The organism is Psychrobacter sp. NPDC078409 (assembly GCF_050268505.1).
Classification (GTDB): domain Bacteria; phylum Pseudomonadota; class Gammaproteobacteria; order Pseudomonadales; family Moraxellaceae; genus Psychrobacter.
On sequence record NZ_JBNNGW010000004.1, the window covers coordinates 1 to 23,269 of the forward strand.

Annotated in this window: 23 protein-coding genes and 1 pseudogene; 5 read left to right on the top strand and 19 right to left on the bottom strand. The window is 41.5% G+C overall.

All coding sequences use genetic code 11. The annotated features are described in order from the left end of the window. The 7 genes and pseudogenes from ACQKC9_RS08735 to ACQKC9_RS08765 all read right to left on the bottom strand — a co-directional run. Positions 1-551 (bottom strand): annotated as a pseudogene (locus ACQKC9_RS08735) (hypothetical protein); the annotation flags it as partial. A gap of 97 nt (positions 552-648) precedes the next feature. Next, complete coding sequence (locus ACQKC9_RS08740) at positions 649-918, bottom strand: ArsR/SmtB family transcription factor (protein WP_427621434.1); 270 nt, start codon at positions 916-918, stop codon at positions 649-651. Between the two features lie 434 nt (positions 919-1,352). Beyond that, positions 1,353-2,126 carry an HAD family hydrolase gene (locus ACQKC9_RS08745; protein ID WP_102091690.1) on the bottom strand — a complete coding sequence of 258 codons (774 nt, stop codon included), beginning with the start codon at positions 2,124-2,126 and terminating at the stop codon, positions 1,353-1,355. Next, entirely contained in the window at positions 2,126-3,268 is a 1,143-nt protein-coding gene (locus tag ACQKC9_RS08750) for a TIGR03364 family FAD-dependent oxidoreductase (RefSeq protein WP_427621436.1), read from the bottom strand. The genes ACQKC9_RS08745 and ACQKC9_RS08750 overlap by 1 nt, the downstream gene beginning before the upstream one ends. A 102-nt stretch (positions 3,269-3,370) precedes the next feature. Beyond that, on the bottom strand, positions 3,371-4,357 hold the full coding sequence (locus ACQKC9_RS08755) for an ABC transporter substrate-binding protein (RefSeq protein WP_427621437.1): 987 nt from the start codon (positions 4,355-4,357) through the stop codon (positions 3,371-3,373). 77 nt (positions 4,358-4,434) lie between these two features. Then, complete coding sequence (locus tag ACQKC9_RS08760) at positions 4,435-6,117, bottom strand: ABC transporter permease subunit (RefSeq protein ID WP_427621438.1); 1,683 nt, start codon at positions 6,115-6,117, stop codon at positions 4,435-4,437. A 56-nt stretch (positions 6,118-6,173) separates the two neighbouring features. Next, complete coding sequence (locus ACQKC9_RS08765) at positions 6,174-7,052, bottom strand: ABC transporter ATP-binding protein (protein WP_060491264.1); 879 nt, start codon at positions 7,050-7,052, stop codon at positions 6,174-6,176. A 257-nt stretch (positions 7,053-7,309) separates the two neighbouring features. On the opposite strand from ACQKC9_RS08765, the gene ACQKC9_RS08770 reads away from it, so the two are divergent. Further along, positions 7,310-8,185: a LysR family transcriptional regulator gene (locus tag ACQKC9_RS08770; RefSeq protein ID WP_427621439.1), complete on the top strand. Its 876-nt coding sequence runs from the start codon at positions 7,310-7,312 to the stop codon at positions 8,183-8,185. 125 nt (positions 8,186-8,310) lie between these two features. Here the strand turns inward: ACQKC9_RS08770 and ACQKC9_RS08775 are convergent, their stop codons facing one another. Continuing rightward, positions 8,311-8,535, bottom strand: coding sequence for a hypothetical protein (locus tag ACQKC9_RS08775; protein ID WP_427621440.1), 225 nt, complete (start codon positions 8,533-8,535; stop codon positions 8,311-8,313). A gap of 233 nt (positions 8,536-8,768) precedes the next feature. Further along, positions 8,769-9,662, bottom strand: a complete 894-nt coding sequence (locus ACQKC9_RS08780; RefSeq protein ID WP_427621441.1) for a LysR substrate-binding domain-containing protein — start codon at positions 9,660-9,662, stop codon at positions 8,769-8,771. 168 nt (positions 9,663-9,830) lie between these two features. Here ACQKC9_RS08780 and ACQKC9_RS08785 point away from each other — a divergent pair, with 168 nt between their 5' ends. Further along, entirely contained in the window at positions 9,831-10,808 is a 978-nt protein-coding gene (locus ACQKC9_RS08785; protein WP_427621442.1) for a zinc-dependent alcohol dehydrogenase family protein, read from the top strand. A gap of 202 nt (positions 10,809-11,010) precedes the next feature. Next, on the top strand, positions 11,011-12,000 hold the full coding sequence (locus tag ACQKC9_RS08790) for a hypothetical protein (protein WP_427621443.1): 990 nt from the start codon (positions 11,011-11,013) through the stop codon (positions 11,998-12,000). 1,796 nt (positions 12,001-13,796) lie between these two features. On the opposite strand, the gene ACQKC9_RS08795 is transcribed toward ACQKC9_RS08790, so the two are convergent. From ACQKC9_RS08795 to madL, 10 genes are all read right to left on the bottom strand, one after another. Continuing rightward, the gene (locus ACQKC9_RS08795) at positions 13,797-14,600 is read right to left on the bottom strand and encodes a sulfite exporter TauE/SafE family protein (RefSeq protein WP_347163307.1); all 804 of its coding nucleotides are present in this window, start codon (positions 14,598-14,600) and stop codon (positions 13,797-13,799) included. Positions 14,601-14,715: 115 nt separating this feature from the next. Beyond that, positions 14,716-15,639: a malonate decarboxylase subunit epsilon gene (gene mdcH / locus ACQKC9_RS08800; RefSeq protein ID WP_427621445.1), complete on the bottom strand. Its 924-nt coding sequence runs from the start codon at positions 15,637-15,639 to the stop codon at positions 14,716-14,718. Then, the gene (gene mdcB, locus ACQKC9_RS08805) at positions 15,617-16,507 is read right to left on the bottom strand and encodes a triphosphoribosyl-dephospho-CoA synthase MdcB (RefSeq protein ID WP_427621446.1); all 891 of its coding nucleotides are present in this window, start codon (positions 16,505-16,507) and stop codon (positions 15,617-15,619) included. The genes mdcH and mdcB overlap by 23 nt, the downstream gene beginning before the upstream one ends. Continuing rightward, the gene (gene mdcG / locus ACQKC9_RS08810; RefSeq protein WP_427621447.1) at positions 16,431-17,165 is read right to left on the bottom strand and encodes a malonate decarboxylase holo-[acyl-carrier-protein] synthase; all 735 of its coding nucleotides are present in this window, start codon (positions 17,163-17,165) and stop codon (positions 16,431-16,433) included. Before mdcG ends, mdcB begins: the two co-directional genes overlap by 77 nt. 65 nt (positions 17,166-17,230) lie before the next feature. Next, on the bottom strand, positions 17,231-17,947 hold the full coding sequence (gene mdcE / locus ACQKC9_RS08815; RefSeq protein WP_427621448.1) for a biotin-independent malonate decarboxylase subunit gamma: 717 nt from the start codon (positions 17,945-17,947) through the stop codon (positions 17,231-17,233). A 4-nt stretch (positions 17,948-17,951) separates the two neighbouring features. Continuing rightward, positions 17,952-18,839: a biotin-independent malonate decarboxylase subunit beta gene (locus ACQKC9_RS08820; RefSeq protein ID WP_427621449.1), complete on the bottom strand. Its 888-nt coding sequence runs from the start codon at positions 18,837-18,839 to the stop codon at positions 17,952-17,954. After that, on the bottom strand, positions 18,832-19,149 hold the full coding sequence (gene mdcC / locus ACQKC9_RS08825; RefSeq protein ID WP_427621450.1) for a malonate decarboxylase acyl carrier protein: 318 nt from the start codon (positions 19,147-19,149) through the stop codon (positions 18,832-18,834). Before mdcC ends, ACQKC9_RS08820 begins: the two co-directional genes overlap by 8 nt. Positions 19,150-19,176: 27 nt before the next feature. Beyond that, complete coding sequence (gene mdcA / locus ACQKC9_RS08830; RefSeq protein WP_427621452.1) at positions 19,177-20,832, bottom strand: malonate decarboxylase subunit alpha; 1,656 nt, start codon at positions 20,830-20,832, stop codon at positions 19,177-19,179. Between the two features lie 21 nt (positions 20,833-20,853). Further along, entirely contained in the window at positions 20,854-21,612 is a 759-nt protein-coding gene (gene madM, locus ACQKC9_RS08835) for a malonate transporter subunit MadM (RefSeq protein WP_201578663.1), read from the bottom strand. A 67-nt stretch (positions 21,613-21,679) separates the two neighbouring features. Continuing rightward, a complete protein-coding gene (madL, locus tag ACQKC9_RS08840; RefSeq protein ID WP_347163295.1) occupies positions 21,680-22,087 on the bottom strand; it encodes a malonate transporter subunit MadL in 408 nt (135 codons plus the stop codon). Positions 22,088-22,386: 299 nt separating this feature from the next. On the opposite strand from madL, the gene ACQKC9_RS08845 reads away from it, so the two are divergent. Continuing rightward, positions 22,387-23,055, top strand: a complete 669-nt coding sequence (locus ACQKC9_RS08845; protein ID WP_201578665.1) for a GntR family transcriptional regulator — start codon at positions 22,387-22,389, stop codon at positions 23,053-23,055. Positions 23,056-23,082: 27 nt separating this feature from the next. Then, positions 23,083-23,214, top strand: coding sequence for a hypothetical protein (locus tag ACQKC9_RS08850; protein ID WP_427621455.1), 132 nt, complete (start codon positions 23,083-23,085; stop codon positions 23,212-23,214). The last annotated feature ends 55 nt before the right edge of the window (positions 23,215-23,269 follow it).

The following is a 23,269-nucleotide window of genomic DNA, read 5'->3' on the forward strand; positions in this document are numbered from 1 at the left end:
TGACTTAGAAGAAACCCATGTCCTGCATGTATTTGAACACCACCAAAACCTGCATCTTTAGCAATCATGGCTGCGTTTGCATACATAGCTGGTAACGCCTCGATATCTTCTATGCTCATCCCCTTGCATTTTAACTCTGCAAGATCTAAGGCAGAAGGGCCTTTAGGTTGACTGATAGGCAAATATGAAAGCGCTCCTGCGTGTCCAAGCTGCGGCCAAAGATGAGCACCATTGATAGATCCGCGGCGTGCCAAATCCTGTAATGCCTCGATATCTGAATTTGGGTTTAGTACTAAATTGCCAGGCTTCTCAGGATAATGAGGAGTACCTTGTACTTCGCCAATCAATGACAATGCTACGCCGCCTTGCGCCCAACGCTCATAAAGACGTGATTGAGCATCCGTTGCATCACCTTGCCCATCACCGAGAGAATCTGACATTGCAGCCTTTACCATTCGGTTTTTTAGCACCACCCCGCAAGGCAGTTGAAGTGACTGACCTAATGTATCTACTAGGTTGGATGAGTTAATTTTGGTCGTTGGTTGTTTCATTAATACACTCCATCGTTATATTGAGATATCTCGATATTCTATGTTAATGCTACGCTGTCTTAAGATAGAACACCTCTGATTTTAGTAAGGCTGCTTACTAGATTTCTAGTAGCTCTTTCTCAACCTCATTAAGAAAAATTCTTATATTGGCCTCATGACGTTGATAAAATGTCCATTGTCCATGACGTTCAGCAATGATCAATCCTGCTTTTTTTAATACACCCATGTAATTTGAAATGGTTGATTGTGATAATCCTGCTTTTTCTTGGATATATGCCACACACACACCGTCTAAATCAGCGTGCTCTGGTAATGAGGCTGGAAAATTCGATCTGTCTTTTAGCCATTCAAGGATTTGACGCCGCATAGGATTATTAAGGGCGGATATTACATTTTCTATATTCATAAACCATGATATCTCGATATATGATTAGAAGTCAATGTAGAACAGTTATTAAAGTATTGGAAAGTTCAAAATATACGATTGCTCTTATAACGAATTTTATGAAAAATAACTTGGATAAAAGAAGTAAATCACCCTCCGATGTAGTCAGGGCAATTCAACCTAAGCTGCCCCCGTTTGAACAGGCTGTATTTAAGGTTGTGTACTTAGCAGCCTAGCAAGCGTCGATCCGTGACTGAACGTCTGTTTTAGAGCGCTTTATGTTTGATTCCTATATCAGTAAGCCTTTAATCTAAATGGCAGTTACACAGAATCTAGGATAGACCCTTCAAATTAAAAAAGCCATAAAAGTCATTGCTCTTATGGCTTTACTATTTTTTATATATTGAAGCTTTAAGCTAAATAAGCTCTTTTAAGTCAGTCAGCTTGTCTAAAATCGTATCAGGTGAATATTTCACTAGCTGCTGCTCATTTTGCGCACCAGATAACACACCTAAAACCAGCCCACACCCTGCATTTTGGCCTTCCTCAATATCGATACCACTATCCCCTGCTTTTAACACCTGCTGTGAGTTATCAATATTAAACTGCTTCATCGCAAGAGTAATCATATCAGGGCCTGGACGGCCATTGTCTACATCATCGGCTGTTATTAATGCATCTACTTGTTCTCCCACAGACCACCCTAAGATAGTCAAAATTTTATTAGCAGTCTTAGCATCATATCCTGTATTTAACACCACATGACGACCGCTCGCCTTCAATTGCTCGAACAACTCTGACATGCTTTCAAACTCAGACAAGGTGTCCTTGCTATAAGCAGTTTCAAGATTAACTTTAAAGGCTGCAAATGCCGTATCCGTTAACGATTCAATATCAGCATCAGATAAATCTAACCTGTTTAAAATATCGTGGATGGCGTTGCGTTTTTCCTTCCCTGCACCATATTCTAAACATAACTCAAGACTCACTTGCTTATCTGACTTGCCAGCACGCATCAATACTTCATTTATGGCATTACGTACGGTTTTATAGACCAGGTTACCTTCATCTACTGTTGTGCCAGCCATATCAAATACACAAAGCTTAATGTCAAAAAATTTATTTTTAATACTATTTAAACTATCACGATGCGAGCTGCTGCTTGTTATATTATTATTTGCTATATTCATTACTTTGATCCCAATACCAATTCAATTAACTCTTCGCCAAATGCGAAACCTGTTGATGCCCCTGTACCACTGGTGACTGCACCGACCACTACGCCTTTTTCAGGTGATGCCTTAAATACCACGTCATCTCCACTTGGATATACACCCAACCAGTGCTGAGTAATATCTATCTCGCCAATATCCATCACCTGCTTAAATTCATTGATGATTAGATCATCAATTCGAGTGTCTCTAAACGGTAGTTCTCTATCACTATAATCATGACTATCGCCAATGATTAGTGAGCCATCTTCAGACTGAACCACAATTAGGTGGACACCTGCTTGACGTTCTACACTTTGAATATCGTCAAGTAAGGTTTTTAGTACCATAGCTTCAGGTAACTGAGCAAATCCATCATAACGGGCAAAGCTTAAATCTGACATGACAGCAGCATTTAATTTAAATGTTTTTTTGGGCATGACTCGCATCATATTTAGCGTGCACATTTTAGCTTTGGTTTTAGCGAACACGTCTGGATATAAGCCAGTAAAATCTGCTCCGGGGCAGACCACACAGTGCTCAGCGTTAAGTACACCACGACTGGTATGCACTTTTGGTAATTCCACCGAAGTCACCGTAGTATGGTTGTAAAAATCCACACTCTGCGTCTCTTGTAACCAATGAGTCAGCTTAGCGATTGCAGTATTAGATTCTACTCTGAGCTCATGTGGACTATATAACACCCCTTCTCCCTTGTTCAGATAAGGCGCGGCTTCATTAATTTCAGACTGTGTCAGTAGTCGGCACCCTTCACTCATTTCTGTCTTTAAAAAAGCTTGTGCAACATCTACCGCTTCAGGTCGCTGCATTAACATATGCAGACCGATATGCTCTACCTGAATACCTGCTTTCGGGGCAATTTCGGCCCAAACATTACGCGAGTGCATGGCGCGTTGCCAATGCTTACCTCGACGCTGACCACTAACGGTCACAAATCCAAAATTACGAACAGAGGCATCTTTGTTCTGAGATTGGCGCTCTACAACCGCAACACTCAGCCCCTTTTTAACGGCGGCGTAGGCGCTTGCCAGCCCAACGATACCCCCACCTACGACAACGACATCGTATGTTTTATCAGAAAGTATTTTGCTCATTGTCATATCTGCTCTTCCCATATATCTTTATTAATTAGCCCTCTACTTGCTTAACCTATGAACTAATATAGCTAAGCATGAATGGGCATTATTTTGATTCAACTAAAATTACTCACCATGGAAAAAAGCACGGTGCTTATCTAACAGCTCGGCAGTTAATGGCTCTGGATAGGTCTTAGAGTTATCAATCTGATTCTCAGCAGCTACTGTCTCGCCGTCATACACAATATTTGGATAAATCTCTAATAAACCTGGGCGAGCTTTAGTGACAATTAGCTCAGCCATTTTCATTGCTTTAGGATTGGTTTTCTCTCCTTTCTCAATAACAGCAACCGATTCAGTCAATGTGTAATTACCTTCACTAGGATCAACAAAATCAATTGGTAAACCTTTTGCCTTATTAGCGACTGCCTGATGACGTAGACCGAAACCGATAGGCACCTCACCTGCCATTACCTTTTTAAGAGGACCAGAGCCAGATAGCTCTAAATTAGGTCCTGCATTTTCACGAATAGCATTCATGATTTGTTGACCTTCAGCATCGGTGCCATATTCAGCAGCAATGTCTTGTACAAACAACCAACCAGTTGATGAACCATTTGGATCAACCATAGAAATTTGATTTTTATAAATAGGATTCGCTAAGTCTTTGGCACTAGTAGGTACTGGAAGATTATTAGCTTCCATCTCTTTGGTATTGAGTAAGATGGCACCCGTAAAGCTGAGAATCGGTGCATAGTAATTAGGCGTCGCAATCTGTGGGTTTGCCGTAAATGCTAACGCTTTAAACATTGGGTTCTTTGCTTGAGCACTTTCGATATAAAACGAGCTCATTGTCACCATATCAGCTTCAATATTTTTTCCTTCTGCTAATAGTCGTCCCCCAAGCTCACCTGTTCCGAATGATTGAAATATGTATTGACCTTCAAAGCCTGCCTCATCAAGCACCTCTTGAATAACCTCGACTGCCTCTTCATCAGCATTACTATAAATAATCACCTCCTCGCCAGCCGTATCTCCCGAGCTTTGCGACCCACAACCTGCTACTAAAACTCCACAAGTCAATCCCGTTACTATCGTTTTGAATAAGTTCATTGTTTTCCCTGATTATTTGAATAGTTAAAAATTAAATTAGTTTTCGTAATATCAACGCCTAAACTGTGTTGAAATATCTAAGCGACCGTCGTCACTGTGGTTTTTTTCACTTTTATTTTTGTTGTGCCATTAATGCTTCTGGTATAAAGATATCGCGCCACTACGAAGAATATTAATGCCGTGATATTTGTGAGTAGCACCATCAGTGACAATATAAAGATTTCATCAAAGCGGGCGAAGTGCTGTAGTTCAACAATCTTTGTAGTTAGCACCATCGTCTTTGCACCTGAAATAAATATCACTGCACTGATGCTAACCATCGCACTGATAAAAAAGTACGATGCCACTTCGATCAGTGTAAATATTGAGTTGGGTACAACAATTCGGCGTAAAGACTGCAGCCATGAGTCTCCAAGCAAAGAAGCTGTGGTCTCCCAGCCTAAGTTCATTTTTGATAGTGCGTTTTTGCTCATGAGATAAGGTGTCGAGAAGTAATGAATGATATTGCTAATCACAATAATGAAGATGGTGTTCGATATCGATGACCCTGAAAAAACCATCAGGTAAGCAATACCAATAACCATACCTGGCACTGTATTGGTTACTAATGCTGAGCTTTCGATCGTCAACTTACCTATCTTGAATAGCCCTGAACGCTCGTATATCAACGCGGCAACATAGGTAATAATAGTGCCAAAAACAGCCGTTAAGGTCGCGACAATAAGTGAATTTTTATACACTCGCATTAGGTTCGAGGACTCGATCACCTTAGTAAATGCGTCTGTACTAAACGCCATCTCGTAAGGCCATGTCTTAATCCATGGAATGATGAAGATCACAGCAAATACAAATAGCAGTGAAGTTAAAATGCCGCTGGACAACACACCCAGAATCCTGTCTTTGACTTTAGAGGTAGGCAAGTCAAAATGCTCTACTGAGTCATACCTGACATTAAATCGAGCCACATACCAAAGCAGTAGAATGCTCAAAACAGAGGGGATTAGCATAAACAAAGCAACCACAGAGCCCTTTTCAAACGAGGGAGATGCACCCAGTATTTGGGTATAAAGCTCAGTGGCGATAACCTTGTACTGACCACCAATAGAGGCTGGAATACCAAAATCAGTAAAGGCCAAAAAGAAGCATTGAATGATAGCGGCTGCAAAAGTACCAATTAAGGGACGAATGACCGTCATATCTATCTGGCGTAAGCGTGAATCGCCCATCAGTTCTGATACGATTACGAACTTCTTATCCAAATACTGAAAGGTATTGTTAAGCAGTAAAAAGGCTATTGGCAAGGTATAGATGGTGTAGCCAAGCCACATACCATAGAAACCATATATATCTTCAAACAACTGAAAGCCAATCATCTTAGTGAGCAGACCTTGCTTACCAAAGGTGTAAATAATGGCAAATCCATAAGTCACTGTTGGCAATAGCATAGGGAACAGTGATGCAAGCTTAATGGTTTGTTTAAAACCCTTTGGCAAGTTAGTCCAGTGCACCGTATAGGCAAGGATAAATGCCAAAAAGGTGGCACTCATCGCACTAAAAATGGCGACAAAAAAACTATTTAACATCACTTGTCTGAAGTCATTACTGCTGATGATATCGTCGTAATGGCTGAGACCTAATCCATCAGCCACATTAAATGACAGCACCAACATTTTACCCAAAGGCACAAACATAAAGACGAGAAATAGCGCACCAATGAAAAGCCACGAAGCTTTCATTAGCGGTGAGTTATTAAGTTTCATAATGACCTACGCGCGAAATAAGTAAGTTTTGAGAGACCAGCGTTGGCCTAGTGCGATTAACCTTTGGAGGTGTCTTTAATTGATTTAGTAGCTGTGCGCTGGATTATGGAATTGATATCTTCAGTGACTGAGCTACTGTTTAGTGCAGGTCTCATTTGAGTGTATTTTTCTAATGGATCAGCTGGCGCATTGTCCGCTTCAAATAGGCTTAAGATATTACGACGTTTGATATTTAGCTGATTTAAGATAAAGCTCTTAACAAAATCATTGGCAGGGTTTTTGATGATTTCTGATGGTTTAGCATATTGAGCTACTTTGCCGTCTGATAACAACAAAATGCGATCAGAGAGTGTCATTGCTTCTTCAGGATCATGTGTCACAATCAAAGTGGTTAGCTCATAACGCTCTGCAATCTCGCGAATACGTGTCTTAATGGTCTCTTTAATAACCCCGTCTAAGGCAGATAAAGGCTCATCTAATAATAAAATCTTAGGCTTCATCACTAAAGTACGTGCTAATGCAACACGCTGCTTCTGCCCACCAGAGAGCTGGCTGATTCGCTTATTCAAATGCGGCTTAATCTCCAAAAGGTCAACTAGCTCATCAACCTCCGCTTGCGTACTTACGTTAGGTCTATTGCGCAGCCCATATTCAATATTCTGCTTTACATTCAAGTTAGGAAACAATGCATAGTCTTGGAATACAATATTGAAACCTCTGTGCTTCATAGGCACACGTGTGATGTCTTCCTTATCATAGGCAAGTCGACCAGAACTAATATCGGTTAGACCTAAAATAATATGCAGCAACGTGGTTTTCCCACAGCCAGATGGGCCCAATATTGAAACAATCTCACCCTTATTCACTTTTAGGGAGATATCCTCAAAAATAACTTTGCCATCATACTTCTTAGTCACATTTCTTAGTTCTAACATAATTCAAGCCCAAACTTATATTTTGGTATTAGCAGTGAGTGATAGCTCAAGCAAATACATTTAGGTAAATTGTTCAATGCTTTAATCGTTTACACGTAACTAATATAGAAGATGAATATGACAGTTTGGCGTCAAATATAAGGTTAGCTTATACATTTAATCATTCAGTCTTATTTATCGTGTATAACTTCTCGTACTTCCCGGAGATAAGCCTGACAATCTCTGCAACTGAAACCTATATGAAAGACGGGGGTCATATGACGAAGAAACCTTACACCTATAATCAACTAAACATCTTAAACTCTGTGCTTGAGGAAGGTAATTACACGCAGGCGGCCAAACGTTTGGGTGTGTCTCAATCTGCCATTAGCCAAGCATTATCTACGCTTGAGAATAATCTTGGGTTTAAGTTATTTATGCAGCGTGGCAGGCACTTTGTGCCAACAGATTACTGCTTAGAGCTTGGAACGTTAACGAGTAAAGTGCAAGCAGTTGAAGATGAACTAGATCAGCTGATTCAAAGGAGTAAAGTTTTTGAATCAGCTATATTGAAGGTGGGTCTATGCAGCCCGCTGCCGGGCACTGAAATTATTAGGCAGTTTAGTAAGCGCTATCCCAAGCTACAGACTGAAATCTATTTTGGTAATTTCCATGAAACGTTTAGTAGAGTGGTTAACGGTCAGGTAGATGTTGGTATTCTTGCAAATGTTCCAAAAAGTGACAAGTTACAGTTTAAGAAATGTGCTACCCAAAGGCTTGTTGCTTTGTGCTCACCGAACCATGCTTTTGCATCAAGAGAGTCTATAAGCTTAACTGAATTAGCGACTGAAACTGTTATATTCCGCACGCACGGCTCTACCACTCAAAAGCTTATAAATGAGGCACTAGCAAAAATTAATTTAGAGATAACCCCTACGTATATCGTAAACACCCAAGAAAGTGTTTACGATGCGGTTTACCAAAACTTAGGTGTGGGATTTGCATGGAGTGAAAGCGCAATCAGAAAAGGTGGTTTTGTGAAGGTACCCATTGCGGAGCTCCCTTTAGACTATGATGAGGTGGTCTTTTCACTCAAAAATGTAAACAATTTAGTGGTGACTGCTTTGATGAACTCTTTAGACACCTCTGGTTAGACCAGGTCAAAAGAGTATTTTAGTGTTTTAATATACACGTATCTTGCGAAGTAAGTTTTCTGCATCAAATCCATTTATCATAATTGATCTCTTGGGAACAATTAATGTGGTTGTGGAGTAAGTGTTTAGTTCATTTGAGTACCTGTCACGCTTGTTTTCGCCTGCATGATTAGTGATAAGCAATAAAGGATTAGTGCTAAGGCTAAAAAAATAAAAGTCAGGGGTAAAAACAAGCTTTCTTGAAGCACGCCATCAGAACCGATGCCACCGTAAAACAAGCTTTCCATTAGTCCAGACAGTGTAGCGAGGGCCAGCATAATTGAGCCACTGATAAATAATTTAGATGTCATGAAAGCTCCATAGGCTGATATTTAAGCATAATAAGTCATTTTAAATTTAGAAGCATTCATCAAGTCATGAGTGCCTAGGCATGTATCGTATATGAAATAATACGCGGATTGGGCGGTCTCCTATTTTTTCATAAACTATTCATACTCGGTCTTTAAGAACATCAACCTTCATGAAAGTAAATCTAGCAGTCGTTGACTATAACAATTCGTGCGATCAAGCTGTAGACCCAAACTCAAATCGCTATCATGTGCTCTATCAGAAAATCTAAAAAAACGCGCGTTTTTGGTGAGATCATATCTCGCTTTAAATAAATAGCGTAAGTAGCACTAAGCTCTTCATAGGGACTAAAAATATGATCTGGCATGACTTGAACCAATGACCCGTTCGCCAATTCACTTTTAACAGCCCACAATGGGATTAGCGTCAGACCTGTATGATTCAATACCAGCTGCTTTTGACCATTCACCGAGTTCACTGAAACCTGACTATTAATCATCAACTTTTTACGATCTTCTGCTATCAAAAACCACTCTTTCCAACCGTTATAACCATATCGGATACATTGGTGATCAGCTAGATCGTCAACCCCACAAGGCGTGCCATTATTTTTTAAATATTGGGGGCTTGCACACAGTAGAAAATCATTAAATACCAAACGTCTGGCAATCATGGTCGAATCAGATAGGCGTCCACTTCGAATAGCCACATCAATATTTTCTTCTATAAGATCTACAACCCGCTCTGTTAACTCAATTTTTATATCAATATCTGGATATAACGACATAAATTTCGGTATTAACGGTAATACCATGCTTTCACCAAAACCGACTGTCATGCTGATTTTCAGCTTACCATGTGGCGTTATTTGTAAATCATTAACGGCTCTTTTGGCATTATCAAACTCTGACACAATTCGCTGAGAGTATTCGTAATATTTGTGCCCCGCTTCAGTCAAACTGGTGTTTCTGGTCGTTTTATTGAGCAGACGTACGCCCAACTCCTTTTCAAGCACTGCTAACTGCCGTGAAATGGAAGACGGCTGTACATCAAAGATGCGGCTGGCTTCTGAAATACTACCGGTTTCGACAACACTATTGAAATATGCCAATCGATTTATTGAGCTCATTGCCACTCCTTTATTAAGTTGATAGGTATTCCATTTAACTGTAACCATGGCTTGCTCAAAAAGCAAAAGTAATTTGTTTACTGGGTAATGGCTTGCTGGATTAGCAACGTCTAAACTGATTGTCCTGAAACAGGAAATAAGACATTCACACCAGTAAAGGGTAATAACATGAAAGCGATGATCATTAAAGAAATCGGTACAACTGCAGTTTTTCAATTGGCAGAAAAACCAAAACCAACGGCAACACTAGGTCACATGGTTGTGGAAGTGAAAGCCACTAGTGTGAATCCTATTGATACCATGCTGCGCTCAGTCGAGCTGCCTTGGTCGGAGAATTTGCCAGAGATACTACACGGTGATGTAGCTGGCATTGTGAGCGAGATAGGTGCCGACGTCACTAAATTTAGTGTTGGTGACGAAGTTTATGGTATGGCTGGTGGCCTTAACGGTATTGATGGTGCACTTGCTGAATTCATGTTGGTTGATGTGCGCTTAATGACTAAAAAGCCTAAAACACTCAGTATGAAGCAAGCCGCAGCCCTGCCGTTAGTCGCACTCACTTCTTATGAGGCACTCGTACAAAAAATGAATGTCAAAGAAGGCGATAATGTCTTGATTCATGGTGCAACAGGAGGCGTTGGTCATATTGCCGTTCAGCTAGCAAAAGTACTTGGCGCGACAGTCACCGCTACCTACTCTCCTGCTAATCGTGCACTAGCACAAACACTAGGCGCGGATCATCTAGTGAATTATACAACAGCGGAAGTTGATGACTATGTGGCGACGTATACTGACGGTGTGGGTTTTGACAAAGTTTTCGATACGGTGGCTGGTGATAATATTCAAAAATCTTTTCAAGCCGTTAGATTCAATGGCCATGTCGCCACTATTTTACCGATTGCTGATCCATTGCAAGTTGCTCTCAAAGCCTTATCCTTTCATGGTGTTTTGGTGCTCATTCCATTATTTCATGGCATCAACCATGAATCGCACGGTCGTATCCTGACAATGATTGCAGAGCTGGTTGATAGTGGCAAAATCACGCCTATCATAGATGATAGTAACTACTCTATTTGGGAAGTAGCACGCGCGCATGACCATCTTGAATCAGGTAAAGCAGTGGGTAAAATTACGCTTACCGTATAGTGGTAAGGTTACCGAATAGACACGGTCACAGGCCTTGAACTCCTCTATCCTAGTGCCCTGACTTAGACCCTATCGAGAGAAATGGGTACAAACCAATATTCCACGCCAAGAATGGATAATGGTTTTTTAAATTGCTAAATGATGTGGGCTGTCATGAATTTATTATGAATGGCTCATATAACGATCTTCTGAAGGAATAAAAATGATGATGAGAAAAACGTTACTGCCAAGCGTGCTGTTATTAAGTCTGACTGCGTGCCAGAACACTAATACACAGGGCCTTGAGACAACAACGGTTTTACAAAACGACCTACCGACGACAACCTCAACCGATAAGTATACTAACAATATAACGGGCGATTACGTCACAGATGGCTATACAAAGCGTAACGAGGGTTATGACTGGTTTGCGATCAGCGTACGTGATGCTGGTCAAGACGCTATTAGTGTGTCTATTCGTTCTCGCATAGACAAAAAGAAACCTACTTGTACATTAGACACCGTACTTCATAAAGCTAATGATGGACGGTATCAGTTTTGGGTAGATAACAACCCCATCTATTTGCGCTTTGATGACAATAGCTTATCCATTGAAGGCGAAAAATCTCATCTACAAAAAACAGCTTTTTATTGTAGCGGCGGTGCAACGCTTGGTGGCGTATATCAAAAATTAAGCGATACGCTGGATACTCGACAATTGGACAACTCGCAATACGCTACATCACTCAACTATGGTGATTTTTCTACTCAAGTGACCAGTACCTCTGACGGCAACGGTGGTTATATCTTGCAGATTCAGCCAGTGGGCGAAGACATCATCGAGCGACCAATTAGCGATCCTGTTGTTAGTGCCGATGTGGGTGATATAAATGGCGATGGATATCATGAAATTCTGGTATTCACTCAAAGTGTGGGTAGTGGCTCATATGGTGATGTGATTGCTCATTCGAGCAATAAAGGGCTGTCGTGGAGTCAAGTCTCTTATCCAGAGCTGACTGATACACTCAAACAAGGTTATATGGGGCATGATGAATTTTTGCTAGTTGAGAATGTGTTAGTTAGACGTTTCCCACTCTATTTAGAAAATGATAGCAATGCCAATCCACAAGGTAAAACACGCCAAATTCAGTATCGTATGATAGAGGGTGAGGCTTCTCGTCAGTTTGTAATTGACACGATTAATGAGTTTTAAGTACTTCTTAACAACTTACTGGATAATAGGATAAAGCAGGTGCTATATAAAAACTTTAAAATACAGTTAATTTTAGCATTAACTGTATTCACGACTGCCTGTACAAATACGGATCTTATGCATACTACCGCTATTGATACTGTACTTGAAGAGACGGATCTGGTAAAAGCTAAACCAATAGCTATCGAAAAATCGAATATAAATTTTGACAGTCATCCAATTGCAAAACGTTATAGAACTGTGATTAGTGGGGAATATGCGAAACAGGACGTGAATTTTGCAAACCATTACGTAGTATAATATGGGGCTGTGGTTCAGGCTGTGTCAGTGGTGCGATGGTCGATAGCCGAAATGGAACGGTTTACCCTTTACCAGAAGATAAAGAATGGGGTGGTAATGGCACATATGTTACATTTGAACAGGAAAGCAATATTCTAACGTCAGTATGGGTAATTCCGACCCCAACAGGCGATACTGAAGAAACGCAAAAATACTGGAGATGGGATGAGCAATCTAAAGTATTTGCACATACTTCTGCATTTCCAACCTGGATGGACAAGATACTGTTAATATCAACATACGTCAGTACCCAACAGAGACTGACCAAAATAAAAATGTCAGATCCAGTTTTCACGACCTGACGTTTAAAGTGGGCGAAGAGATGACCCTGATTGAAAATGTGATTGTAGAATAATTATTTATTGGCTTTGGGCATATCCCAGCGGAACCTTCTAAAAAGTCTTTTAAACCTATTAGCAGACTATTTATTTTTTGTAATAGTAGACTTGAAAAATATGATTTTTATAATAGAACCAACTCATAACTCGTACTACGCCCTGATGCCTCAGATTTTTGCATCATGCCCTTCTCTATCAAATCATTATCTTGTAGTAACTAATCCTCTCATCACTGTAGAAAACAGGCTAGACCATAGTCTATTTTTTGGTCTTCAAACTATAGATATTTAATACTATCACCGACTGAATAGTCTCCATTACTATATCAACCTCAAAAGCAGCAGATAGCCCTCCTGTCACCTTTCTCTGAATATCAAGCATGAGAAGGCTCTACTTACTTATCATTTAGGGATTCGCTTTCAATATTATTGGTCTAATCCAACAATAGAGTAGAGGTAAAAATACTATAAAAATACAGTGACCAAATACGAGTTAAATTTTATTAGATTACAATTTACATCGCGATTATTCAATCATATAATATCTATAGGCCAATAATCTAGGTACATGTAAGATATCGTCATAATATGTGTTTTGGTCGACCTACTTTGACATGGTAGAGGTCGTTGGTTCGAATCCGATTACGCCTACCAGATTCGAAAAGCCCCAATCTTAAGATTGGGGCTTTTTTTTGTCCGTGAAATATGGGCTGTAGCGGAAAATACTTGCCTACATCGACTCATAGTCATGATTATGCGATCAGATTTAAATCATTTAAAAAATTGACGGTGACCAAATGGTCTGACCCAAGTGTAACTCCGACTATAGAACTATGAGGAAGATATGTTATTGGATAAATCAAACTAATTAGCAAACATTTTGATGTCACGTGCAAGCGAAGTTACCGATATTACTACTAAGTGCAGTATTGGGAAACAACAGACGGATAAATGACAACACCCGCTGCTACTACGGCTTTTTGTGCATAGACTATAGATATTTTATTTATTATTAATACTTATATATATCATTGGCTTGCTTGATTTTAAAGATATTTGCAAGAACATGCGACGCAAAATCCTGACTTACTTTTCGAATAAAAGATAGTAACTAGAATTGCTACAAAACACCAAGTCCACTTAAAAACAGCTGCCCACCAGCAACGAGTAGTAATACGCCAAATAATCTCTTTAACGTCAACGCTGGTAATACATGCGCAAGCTTTGCCCCTACTTTTGCCATCGCAAAGCTGGCCACTGAAATACATATAAAACCAGTAACATGTATAAAGCCTATCGTGCCTTCAGGCATATTGACAACGTCTTGACCAAACCAAGCAAAGCCAGCCGCGCCAGCTAACGCGATGGGTAAACCACATGCTGCAGAGGTACCGACGGATTGTCTCATCGATAATCCTGACCAATTCAAAAATGGCACCGTCAGACTACCACCACCAATACCAAAAATAGATGATGCCAGCCCAATACCGGTACCGGCACCAAACTGTAAACTCGCAGGAGGTAGTGGCTTGACCATCTGATCTTTGTTCGATAAAAACAGCATTTTTAGCGCCATTAATAAAGCACCCACACCGATAATCATTTGTAGTATCTGACCATCAATCATGTCAGCAATACCAGCACCGACCAAACTACCAATGACTAGTCCTAGAGCCATATTGCGCCAAACTTCCCAGCGCACGCTATCATGCTTATGATGTGCCATCAATGAGCTGAGAGAAGTGACTGCAATTGTTGCTAAGGAAGTACCAATCGCTAAATGTGTGACCACCTCAGGAGGAAAGGCGTACGCCGTAAAAATCCATACTAGCACTGGTACGATAATCATGCCACCACCGATGCCGAACAAACCTGCGCTGAGACCTGCAAACGCGCCAGCAATGATAAACCACACATACAACATGTAACGCCTACCTTTTAGTGATTATCAGTCGTAAATAAATATGATAACTGCTCTGTAACACAATCTGGGCAAGCATACTGAGAATACAATCAGCAAGCACTAACCCAATTAAATCCTATCGGTTTCTATCGATCCACGCTTGTAACCCATCGATATTACGAAAATCGTCCCAGCTTCTACATGGAATATGTGGCATCACATTATTGATCATCTTGGACAGTGCGCTGCCTGGCCCTATCTCTATGACCATGTTCGGCTGATACTCTTCAAGCGTTTCCAGACACAAATACCAATCTAAAGGGTGATCAACTTGCTGCGATAAGATGTGTAAGCCTTGTTGAGTATCACTATATCTTGTGCCTTCAGTAGCACTAATAATAGGTATCTGCATTGGAGGCAGCGTCAGAGACTGTGTATAGCTACCAAACGCGTCTGCAGCAGATTGCATCATGACCGTATGTGAGGGCACGGATACCTTCAGTCGTTGAATATTTTGAGCACCTAAGGTCTGAGCAACTTGAGTGGCCTGCTCAAGGTTTTCACTATTGCCAGCGATGATGAATTGGTCTCTATTAATCTTGATAGACAAATGGGTTTGGCTTTCTACAAGTAGGTAATCAAGTTTACTATCGGGCACACCTTTGATGGCCAATAATCCACTAGACTCTGTGACCGCATCTTGCATAAGGTTAGCTCTTTTATTAACCATATCTAGACCAGCAGCATAGCTGAGCTGACTACTACAACAAAAAGCACTGACCTCGCCCAGAGAGTATCCAGAAAAAGCCATTGGCATGCCTATCATCTGCTGAAGACGGTGCCAGCGATAATACTGCAGAGTATAAATAAATGGCTGCGCAACCTGATTGTCAAACAGTCGACTCTCAAGCAATTGACTGTCATCAACTGGGTCAGCAAACAACTCAGGTACTACTGAGGCTAATAAAGATTGCTCATCACTCGACATCTTACTCAGTATTTCATCGACATGCGCTTGGCTCTGTAGCCCCTGCCCGCTAAATAGGATAATTAAATTCATTTTCCACCTTATACAAAAAAATCGTGACCGCGAGTAGATCAGCACTGCCACCTGGGCTGAGGTTATGCTGGATAAAATACTGACTGATCTCGTTTACTTGCTGCCGCCAGTCGCTCTGATATACGCCGCCTGCTTGCAAAAATTGCGTGGCCAATCGCTGCGCACTTCTTAAACTGTCTATGCCGCCGCGCCAGACAATATTGGTATCTGACAACACAGATATCAGCAGCATCAACGTCTGCATGCTAGATTTTTCAAAGTCTTGCGTACGATATATAGTCTCGTAAAAACAAGGTAATATCTGATCCTGAATGACTTCAAAACCGTTAGCAACCATTTCAATCGCGCCAGTAATACCATACTGTTTGAACATTATTTGCCCATGACTATTTGGGTCACGGGCTAGGCGTGTGTTCAAATCAACTTGCCAGTGCTCCACCAATTGTGCGCAAATATTCTTAGCGGTCAAAGGTATTTCTACTTGTATGCATCGACCAATAGCAGCGCAGACAAAGCCTAGATTAAATATCGCGCCTTTATGGGTATTGATACTATGGGTGGCCTGCCGCATCTTTTTTTCTTGATAGACACCTTGGTTTTTGATGTCATCAAAAGGCTTATCTTCATAGCCAAACTGGCTCAAGGTGGCAAAATAACCTTTTAATGAAGTGATGCTATCTATAAACGTCTGGTGATTCATGTCAATATGGCTACCATTACTTGATGGGCAGACCAAACCGGGTTTGTTTTCAAGGCTCAACTCATCATATAGGGCTTCACACGCCAAGGCATCAATATGCTGCCAAATGGCCTGCTGAGGTCGCTGCGATACTTGCAGATGCTGTGTTTGATTTAACAAAGTGCTCATAGTCATCGGTATTCCATCCTAGTAATACATCTATATTTTGAAGCTTGATATCATCTAAGGTCTTTACTAAGACTGTTGGGATATCAAACATAATGGCATAGGTAAGCTCATTGAAAGAGATATCACTACCTCCTTGTAGTCTGATCTCTCCATCAATTTTTAAATCAGCCACAGCACTCGCAAGACGATTGAACGCGGCGATTTCTAATAGTATTGGCGCAATATTATTGTTATTGGCAACGATCAATAGATCTAAGTCTGAAGTCGGTCTGACAAAGGATAGTCCTGTGAAATATTGGTTGGCAAATGAGCCATAGACATATACCTCGCATTCTAAAAGGGTACAGCAATCGATAAATCTTTGTGCGTGTTGTTGAATCGCCGTAGGCAATTGAGGGATTAAAGCGGTAAGCGTTAGCGGTGTAGTCACGATTTGCGGTAGTTTGGGTAAGGTCAGCGCCAGCCTGTATTTGCGACCGTCTTCGATATAGCTGGTCGCGACTTTGGTGACATTGCCCATGTCTTGTCGACATACTGTGAGTGGCTGCTGAGAGTAAATCATGTCGTCAACAGCCAACGTCACCGAGGCAGGCAGAGAGGCATTCAGAAAACTGTATGATTCATACGCTTGTAAATAAACCAGATCATGACGCTGCATGGCGCTCTCCTTTACACCTCGATTGAAACTATATATACCTACTAAAAGCACATACTTCTATCACACTAAGCCATTAAAACTGCTTCGACGATCTCATTACACAAGACACGTCCTTCTCTATCTTCTGCTATTTTCCGGCGATCATCTGTGAGAAAACTATCTGTGTGACCCATCTGTGAGGCTAGTGCATTTTCGACCAAATGCGCATCTAACGTCGTCCAAATGTCATTGACAGCGCCCATTGCATGATAGTTTTCTACGCCTGGGGCAAAAACAGCTGATGTCTTTGACAAGGATTTTAGCTTATCTAGCGGTATCTTGGTCACTCGTGACATCGCTTGTAGGTCCATCACTTTGACTTGGCTTGTCTGTAACGCAAACACTTGATTGGTCATGAGACCATAAGACAAGAAGCCGCCACTGACCGCCTCGCCCAAGATAATGCCTAAATTTGGATGGCCGCGGCGTCTGAGTAAATCAACACAAGACGCTAGATGCGCAAAGGTTCTATTAAGGCATAACAGCTCATCTGCTCGTGAGGAGTCTTGTCCTAAGGTATCGACGATAAATACGATGGGGGTCTTCTGATCTTGAGCAATGACATCCAAAATCTCATTGGCCAGTGTCATGGCGATGAACTGGTTCATCGCCGCAGAGTCGACCGTGCCGATGATTTCAACTTTGCCCAATTTGGTTTCGGCGCTACCGCGTATCATTGAGTTATTGATTTGGTAATCGAGCTGATTTGGAAACAGAGTCTCTAAAACGGTTTGAGTTTGCATGATGTTATCCTTTTTTAATGTCTCTGATCTGCTGAGCGCTTAGTAGGGAAATAGAGTCAGGGTTATCAATATGCATCGCCTGCCAAATAGGTATGCTGTCTTTTTGCCCAAACCATTTATCATACTGCTGCTGCAATCCGGCTTGGCGCTGCTGCAAATAAGTCAAGTCCAACTCTATCGCAGGTTGAGCCAATGCTTCCATAATCCCTTGCTTGATATCATCTACATCATCTTCTACTAAAAAGTCGACGTGATCTAGCAAGTAACGTGTTTTGCCACCTGTCACGCGCCAGACCAGCGCGCGGTCTTTAGAATCAAACTCTTCAACACCTTTAATGGTTTCAATCACTTCAGGACCTGAAAGCGCTAAACGCCCTTCTTCTGTCATGATGACATGCGTACTCAAGCATGCACAGATTCCCATACCACCAAAGGCGCCATTCGTACCGCCGATGACAGTGATAATCGGAATGCCTGCATCACGCACTTTGAGCATCGCACGCATAATTTCGGAAATAGTGATGAGTCCTGCATTTGCCTCGTGCAGACGTACACCGCCTGAGTCCACAAAAAACACCACGGCTTTGGGCTTGTCTTCGATGGCTTTAAGTAGCGTACCAACGATTTTTGCGCCGTGAATCTCTCCTACCGCACCGCCCATGAATTTCCCTTCTTGAGCGATAATGTATATTGGTTCATCTTGGATGGTTGCTTGTCCAATAATCACCCCATCATCAAAACTACCGACAATATCGAGTGAAGCAAGGTTTGGACTTACTGGTATGCTACCGGGTTTCAGTATTTCTTGAAAACTGCTCTGATCAACGATACTGGCAATACGATTACGCGCCGTTTTTTCATAAAAGCTCTTTTGAATATATGAGTTATCCATGTAATTCGTCCTCCAAGATATTAATCGCTTGGCTCAAGCGTAAGCTCACTACGGCAGGCGTCGCCCCCATATCGTTGATTTTAAACTCCAGACCACCCACAGCATAACGATCAGAGAAATCTTGTAGTACCGCTTTCCAGATATGATCGAAGCCCGTCACGGAGGTATCGATAATAAAATTACTTTTGGCGCTATCAGCCAATGGTGATACCAGCACTTCTAAATTACCAGAACCGACCACGCCGCAAATCACTTCTTTTTTAGCGTCTTTGATGGGCTGTGAATCGAAATTAAAATTAAGTATATTCATCGTTGTGTCCTTATTTTTTGTATTGTTTTACCAGTTTCTAAAGCGACTTGGTGGCGAGTAGGTGCCATTAGACCATTTCACCAAATCTTTAATGGATTTTGCCGCTAGCAAATCTCTCGTCGCTTTTGAGGCATCAATACCTAAGTCTTCTGGTCTTTGGATAATCCCGCGCGCTCTTAGCGCTTTCACTTGTTCATAGTCACGTTTTATTCCAACAGGTGTATAGCCTGCGACACCGCGAATCGCTTGTTCTCGCTCCTCTGGTGTACGGCACAGCAGCAAGTTTGCAATACCTTCTTCTGTCACAATATGCGTCACATCATCGCCGTATATCATGATAGGCGGTAAATCACTGCCCATTTTTTCTTGTAGCTGCCACGCATCAAGCTCTTCAACAAACACCGAATCCATCTGTTCACGATAAGTTTCGACCATTTGCACCACCAACTTACGTCCCTTTACTACGCGTCCATCTGTCGCCTCTTGACCCGCTTTGAGATAGGCATAGCTAGAATGCCTACGTCCATGAGGATCTGAGCCCATGTTAGGTGCACCACCAAAACCAGCAATGCGATCAACCGTCGCGGTCGAGCTATTGCCTTGTAAGTCAATCTGTAGGGTTGAGCCAATAAATAAATCACATGCATATAAGCCTGCGGTCTGACTGAAGGCACGGTTCGATCGCATGCTGCCATCTTTGCCCGTAAAGAATACATCAGAACGATTTTCTATATATTCATCCATGCCAACTTCAGAGCCAAAGCTATGAATACTCTCAACAAAGCCACTTTCTATAGCTGGAATCATTGTCGGATGTGGATTGAGCGCCCAATTGGTACAAATTTTACCTTTTAGGTTCAATTCTGCACCGTAGGTAGGTAACAGCAATTCAATAGCAGCGGTATTAAAGCCAATACCATGATTCAAGCGTTTGATTTGGTATGGTTCATAAATACCCTTAATCACCATCATCGCCATCAATATCTGAACTTCGGTGATCTGAGCAGGGTCGCGGGTAAATAACGGCTCAATATAGTTAGGACGCGGTGCCACGATAAAGAAATCAACCCAGTCTGCAGGGATATCCACGCGTGGTACGCTGTCAACCAACTCATTGACCTGCACAATGACAATGCCACTTTTGAAAGCCGTCGCTTCTACAATCGCTGGAGTATCTTCAGTATTCGGACCGGTATAAAGGTTGCCTTCTGCATCCGCAGAGTGTGCGGTAATCAGGCAGACATTCGGGGTTAAATCGATAAAATATCGACCATACAATTCTAGATACGTATGAATAGAACCAATTTGGATTTTTTGGTTCTGAACCAGTTTTGCCAGTCTTAATGCTTGTGGCCCTGCAAAAGAGAAGTCAACTTTACTAGCAATGCCTTTATCAAAGATATCAATGTGGCTAGGCAATGCCAAGACCGACTGCAGTATGTGTAAGTTGTTTAAAACGTCACTATTGCACTGAGACAGACATTCAGACAAAAAATCCGCTTGTTTTTGATTGTTACCCTCGATGCATACTCTATCTTCAGGAGACAGGACGGTTTCTAGTAATTCAATAGCACGGTTGTTCGGGATAAGCTTCTCTAACCCTTTACTTTTGGCAGCATCGAGCTTTTTATCACGGCGTATTTTTTGTAAGTTCCAAATTTTTTCTTCAGTATTCGCTTTCATAAGACTTCCTTTCTCTGATCATTAAAAGAATGCATTGACGGTCAAGAAGAATACAGATGGCCCCAATAGCGCGCCCAGTCCTGTATAAAAAGTCGCCACTAATGCACCATATGGCACTAGCCTGACATCCGTCCCTGCCAATCCAGCGGCGACCCCACTCGTCGTACCGACCAAGCCACCAAAAATCATGGCAGAGCGCGGGCTCTTGAGGCGCATGAACTTAGCAAGTAGTGGTGTTGAAATCATAAAGAACACAGCTTTGATCAAACCAATGGCAATAGATAAGGCTATAACCTCTGAGCTTGCACCAATAGCAGTGCCTGTAATCGGGCCTACAATATAAGTCATCGCACCTGCACCAATCGTCGTCATGGAGACAGCATCTCTATAACCCAGTGTCCATGCCACAGCAGCGCCTACTACAAAAGGAATAACACATCCTAATAACAAGGCAATCATGCCAATCTTGCCCGCGCTCTTTATTTCTTTAACATCGACCTCAAAAGCCGTGGATGAGATAGCAAGATCTCGCAGCATCGCACCACCTAAGAGCGCGAAGCCTGAAAAAATTTCGATATCAGAAATACCCTTACTACCAGTGGTATATAGACCTGCAAAATAGGCAGCAATCAAGCCGAGCGTGATCGCTATCGCAGAAGACTGCAGCTTGCCTTTAGTGAGATATTTAGATAGTACTTGAGAGAGCAGCATCACAAGACCTGTCACTGCGATGGCAGTAACAAAACTGTTTTTAGTGAGCGTCTGTATAATTAAGTCCATTTAATTATTCCTTATTGCGCTTAAATTAGTGGGTTTCGTTGTCTGGTCAATGAAATGATGATGACCCTTAGGACAGCTGGTCAATCACGGGCTGATCCTCATCCCATGTAAAGGTGTCGTAATCATCGGCCATGTTGTTAAGCCAACGGACAACGATAACCGTAGCGGTAAGCGCAATAATGGAGACGACGGCGGCGACCAAACCACCAGACAGTGCTGCAACGACGTTTTGTCCTGCTGCCATCGCAACAACGATTGGAATATACATGCCCGCCCAATACAAAACACCAAATTGAGTAGACTTTGGCAGTAAGCCTCTTTTAGCCAGCATCTCTTTACCGACAATCAATAGAATCATGGCGATAGCAACACCGCCAATGTTAGCGTCAACACCTAGTATCTGACCTAATAGACCGCCTAGATAAACGCCGAGCAAATAACATACTGCTAATAAAGCAGTGCCATATATGATCATAGAAACCTTCCTTGGTTATGATTACGGCTGCTTCAATAATATCTATCTTGATATATGAGCCGTATAAAATAAAAGTATGTGCCAATAACAACTATCCTTAGGCACCAATCAAATACTTTTCTTGAATGTTCTTGTCCACCTCTCTATTTATAGAAGATATAACACTTAATATATTTCAAAGTCCGTAGCATGATTTATCACGTATTACCGACTTGTTTGATATAATCTAATACAATTGGTTTTAAATGGCAACAAAATTGTACTTATTAAATTAGATATTGTATACAATTGGAGAAATTATGAGTTTAATTGATGATCTACCTTTATCAGTTCAGGTAAGCAAAAAAATAGAAGACGACATCATTTATGGTCGTCTTCCACCTGGCACTAAACTTGATGAAGCAACACTTTGTGAAAAGTATGAGGTGTCGAGAACGCCTATTCGTGAGGCCTTGAAGCTTTTGGCATCTGAAGGTTTGGTCGAAATTCGGCCGCGTAGAGGTGCGATAATACCTACTTTGAATATCGTGACTTTGTTTGAAATGTTCGAAGTAATGGCTTATCTTGAGGGCATGTGCGGAAGATTAGCCGCTAGACGAATCAATGCAGATGAGAAGGTTGAATTGCTACACCTGCACGATCAGTGCAAGCAATACTTAATGGAAAACAATTCAGAGAGCTATTATGAAGCGAATAAAAAGTTTCACTTTTTCTTATATCAGCTAAGCCATAACAGTTTTTTGATCGAGCAAGCCAGCAATCTACACAACCGTTTACACCCGTATAGACGCTTGCAATTGCGGGTAAACAATCGCATGCAGCATTCGTTTGAGGAACATCAAAACATTGTGGATGCCGTGATTAATGGTGATGAGGATTTGGCTGAACGTCTGATTAAAGCGCATGTGTCAGTCCAAGGAGAGCGTTTTACTGACTTGGTTGCTACTATGAATCCGGACAACTCTTAAATTAAGAAGCTTCTTTTTTGATGATCTGTGAAGAATGAAGTACGCTTGTGGTTGTTTGGTTATGGCGACTGGGCAAGCCTTGGTTCTGCCACACTAATAGGTGCTGAGCAAAATGCGAGAGAAAATGTGCCAGCGTTATTGAACTTTTTACGTACATAAAATATGCTCAATCAATATCGTTGGTACTAATACACAGGTTTGATATCAGTGCTTC

Coding starts and splice junctions, on each gene's coding strand:
- ACQKC9_RS08740 (WP_427621434.1), bottom strand. CDS start 918: ATGCGGCGTCAAATCCTTGAATGGCTAAAAGACAGATCGAATTTTCCA.
- ACQKC9_RS08745 (WP_102091690.1), bottom strand. CDS start 2,126: ATGAATATAGCAAATAATAATATAACAAGCAGCAGCTCGCATCGTGAT.
- ACQKC9_RS08750 (WP_427621436.1), bottom strand. CDS start 3,268: ATGACAATGAGCAAAATACTTTCTGATAAAACATACGATGTCGTTGTC.
- ACQKC9_RS08755 (WP_427621437.1), bottom strand. CDS start 4,357: ATGAACTTATTCAAAACGATAGTAACGGGATTGACTTGTGGAGTTTTA.
- ACQKC9_RS08760 (WP_427621438.1), bottom strand. CDS start 6,117: ATGAAACTTAATAACTCACCGCTAATGAAAGCTTCGTGGCTTTTCATT.
- ACQKC9_RS08765 (WP_060491264.1), bottom strand. CDS start 7,052: ATGTTAGAACTAAGAAATGTGACTAAGAAGTATGATGGCAAAGTTATT.
- ACQKC9_RS08770 (WP_427621439.1), top strand. CDS start 7,310: ATGACGAAGAAACCTTACACCTATAATCAACTAAACATCTTAAACTCT.
- ACQKC9_RS08775 (WP_427621440.1), bottom strand. CDS start 8,535: ATGACATCTAAATTATTTATCAGTGGCTCAATTATGCTGGCCCTCGCT.
- ACQKC9_RS08780 (WP_427621441.1), bottom strand. CDS start 9,662: ATGAGCTCAATAAATCGATTGGCATATTTCAATAGTGTTGTCGAAACC.
- ACQKC9_RS08785 (WP_427621442.1), top strand. CDS start 9,831: ATGAAAGCGATGATCATTAAAGAAATCGGTACAACTGCAGTTTTTCAA.
- ACQKC9_RS08790 (WP_427621443.1), top strand. CDS start 11,011: ATGATGATGAGAAAAACGTTACTGCCAAGCGTGCTGTTATTAAGTCTG.
- ACQKC9_RS08795 (WP_347163307.1), bottom strand. CDS start 14,600: ATGTTGTATGTGTGGTTTATCATTGCTGGCGCGTTTGCAGGTCTCAGC.
- mdcH (WP_427621445.1), bottom strand. CDS start 15,639: ATGAATTTAATTATCCTATTTAGCGGGCAGGGGCTACAGAGCCAAGCG.
- mdcB (WP_427621446.1), bottom strand. CDS start 16,507: ATGAGCACTTTGTTAAATCAAACACAGCATCTGCAAGTATCGCAGCGA.
- mdcG (WP_427621447.1), bottom strand. CDS start 17,165: ATGCAGCGTCATGATCTGGTTTATTTACAAGCGTATGAATCATACAGT.
- mdcE (WP_427621448.1), bottom strand. CDS start 17,947: ATGCAAACTCAAACCGTTTTAGAGACTCTGTTTCCAAATCAGCTCGAT.
- ACQKC9_RS08820 (WP_427621449.1), bottom strand. CDS start 18,839: ATGGATAACTCATATATTCAAAAGAGCTTTTATGAAAAAACGGCGCGT.
- mdcC (WP_427621450.1), bottom strand. CDS start 19,149: ATGAATATACTTAATTTTAATTTCGATTCACAGCCCATCAAAGACGCT.
- mdcA (WP_427621452.1), bottom strand. CDS start 20,832: ATGAAAGCGAATACTGAAGAAAAAATTTGGAACTTACAAAAAATACGC.
- madM (WP_201578663.1), bottom strand. CDS start 21,612: ATGGACTTAATTATACAGACGCTCACTAAAAACAGTTTTGTTACTGCC.
- madL (WP_347163295.1), bottom strand. CDS start 22,087: ATGATCATATATGGCACTGCTTTATTAGCAGTATGTTATTTGCTCGGC.
- ACQKC9_RS08845 (WP_201578665.1), top strand. CDS start 22,387: ATGAGTTTAATTGATGATCTACCTTTATCAGTTCAGGTAAGCAAAAAA.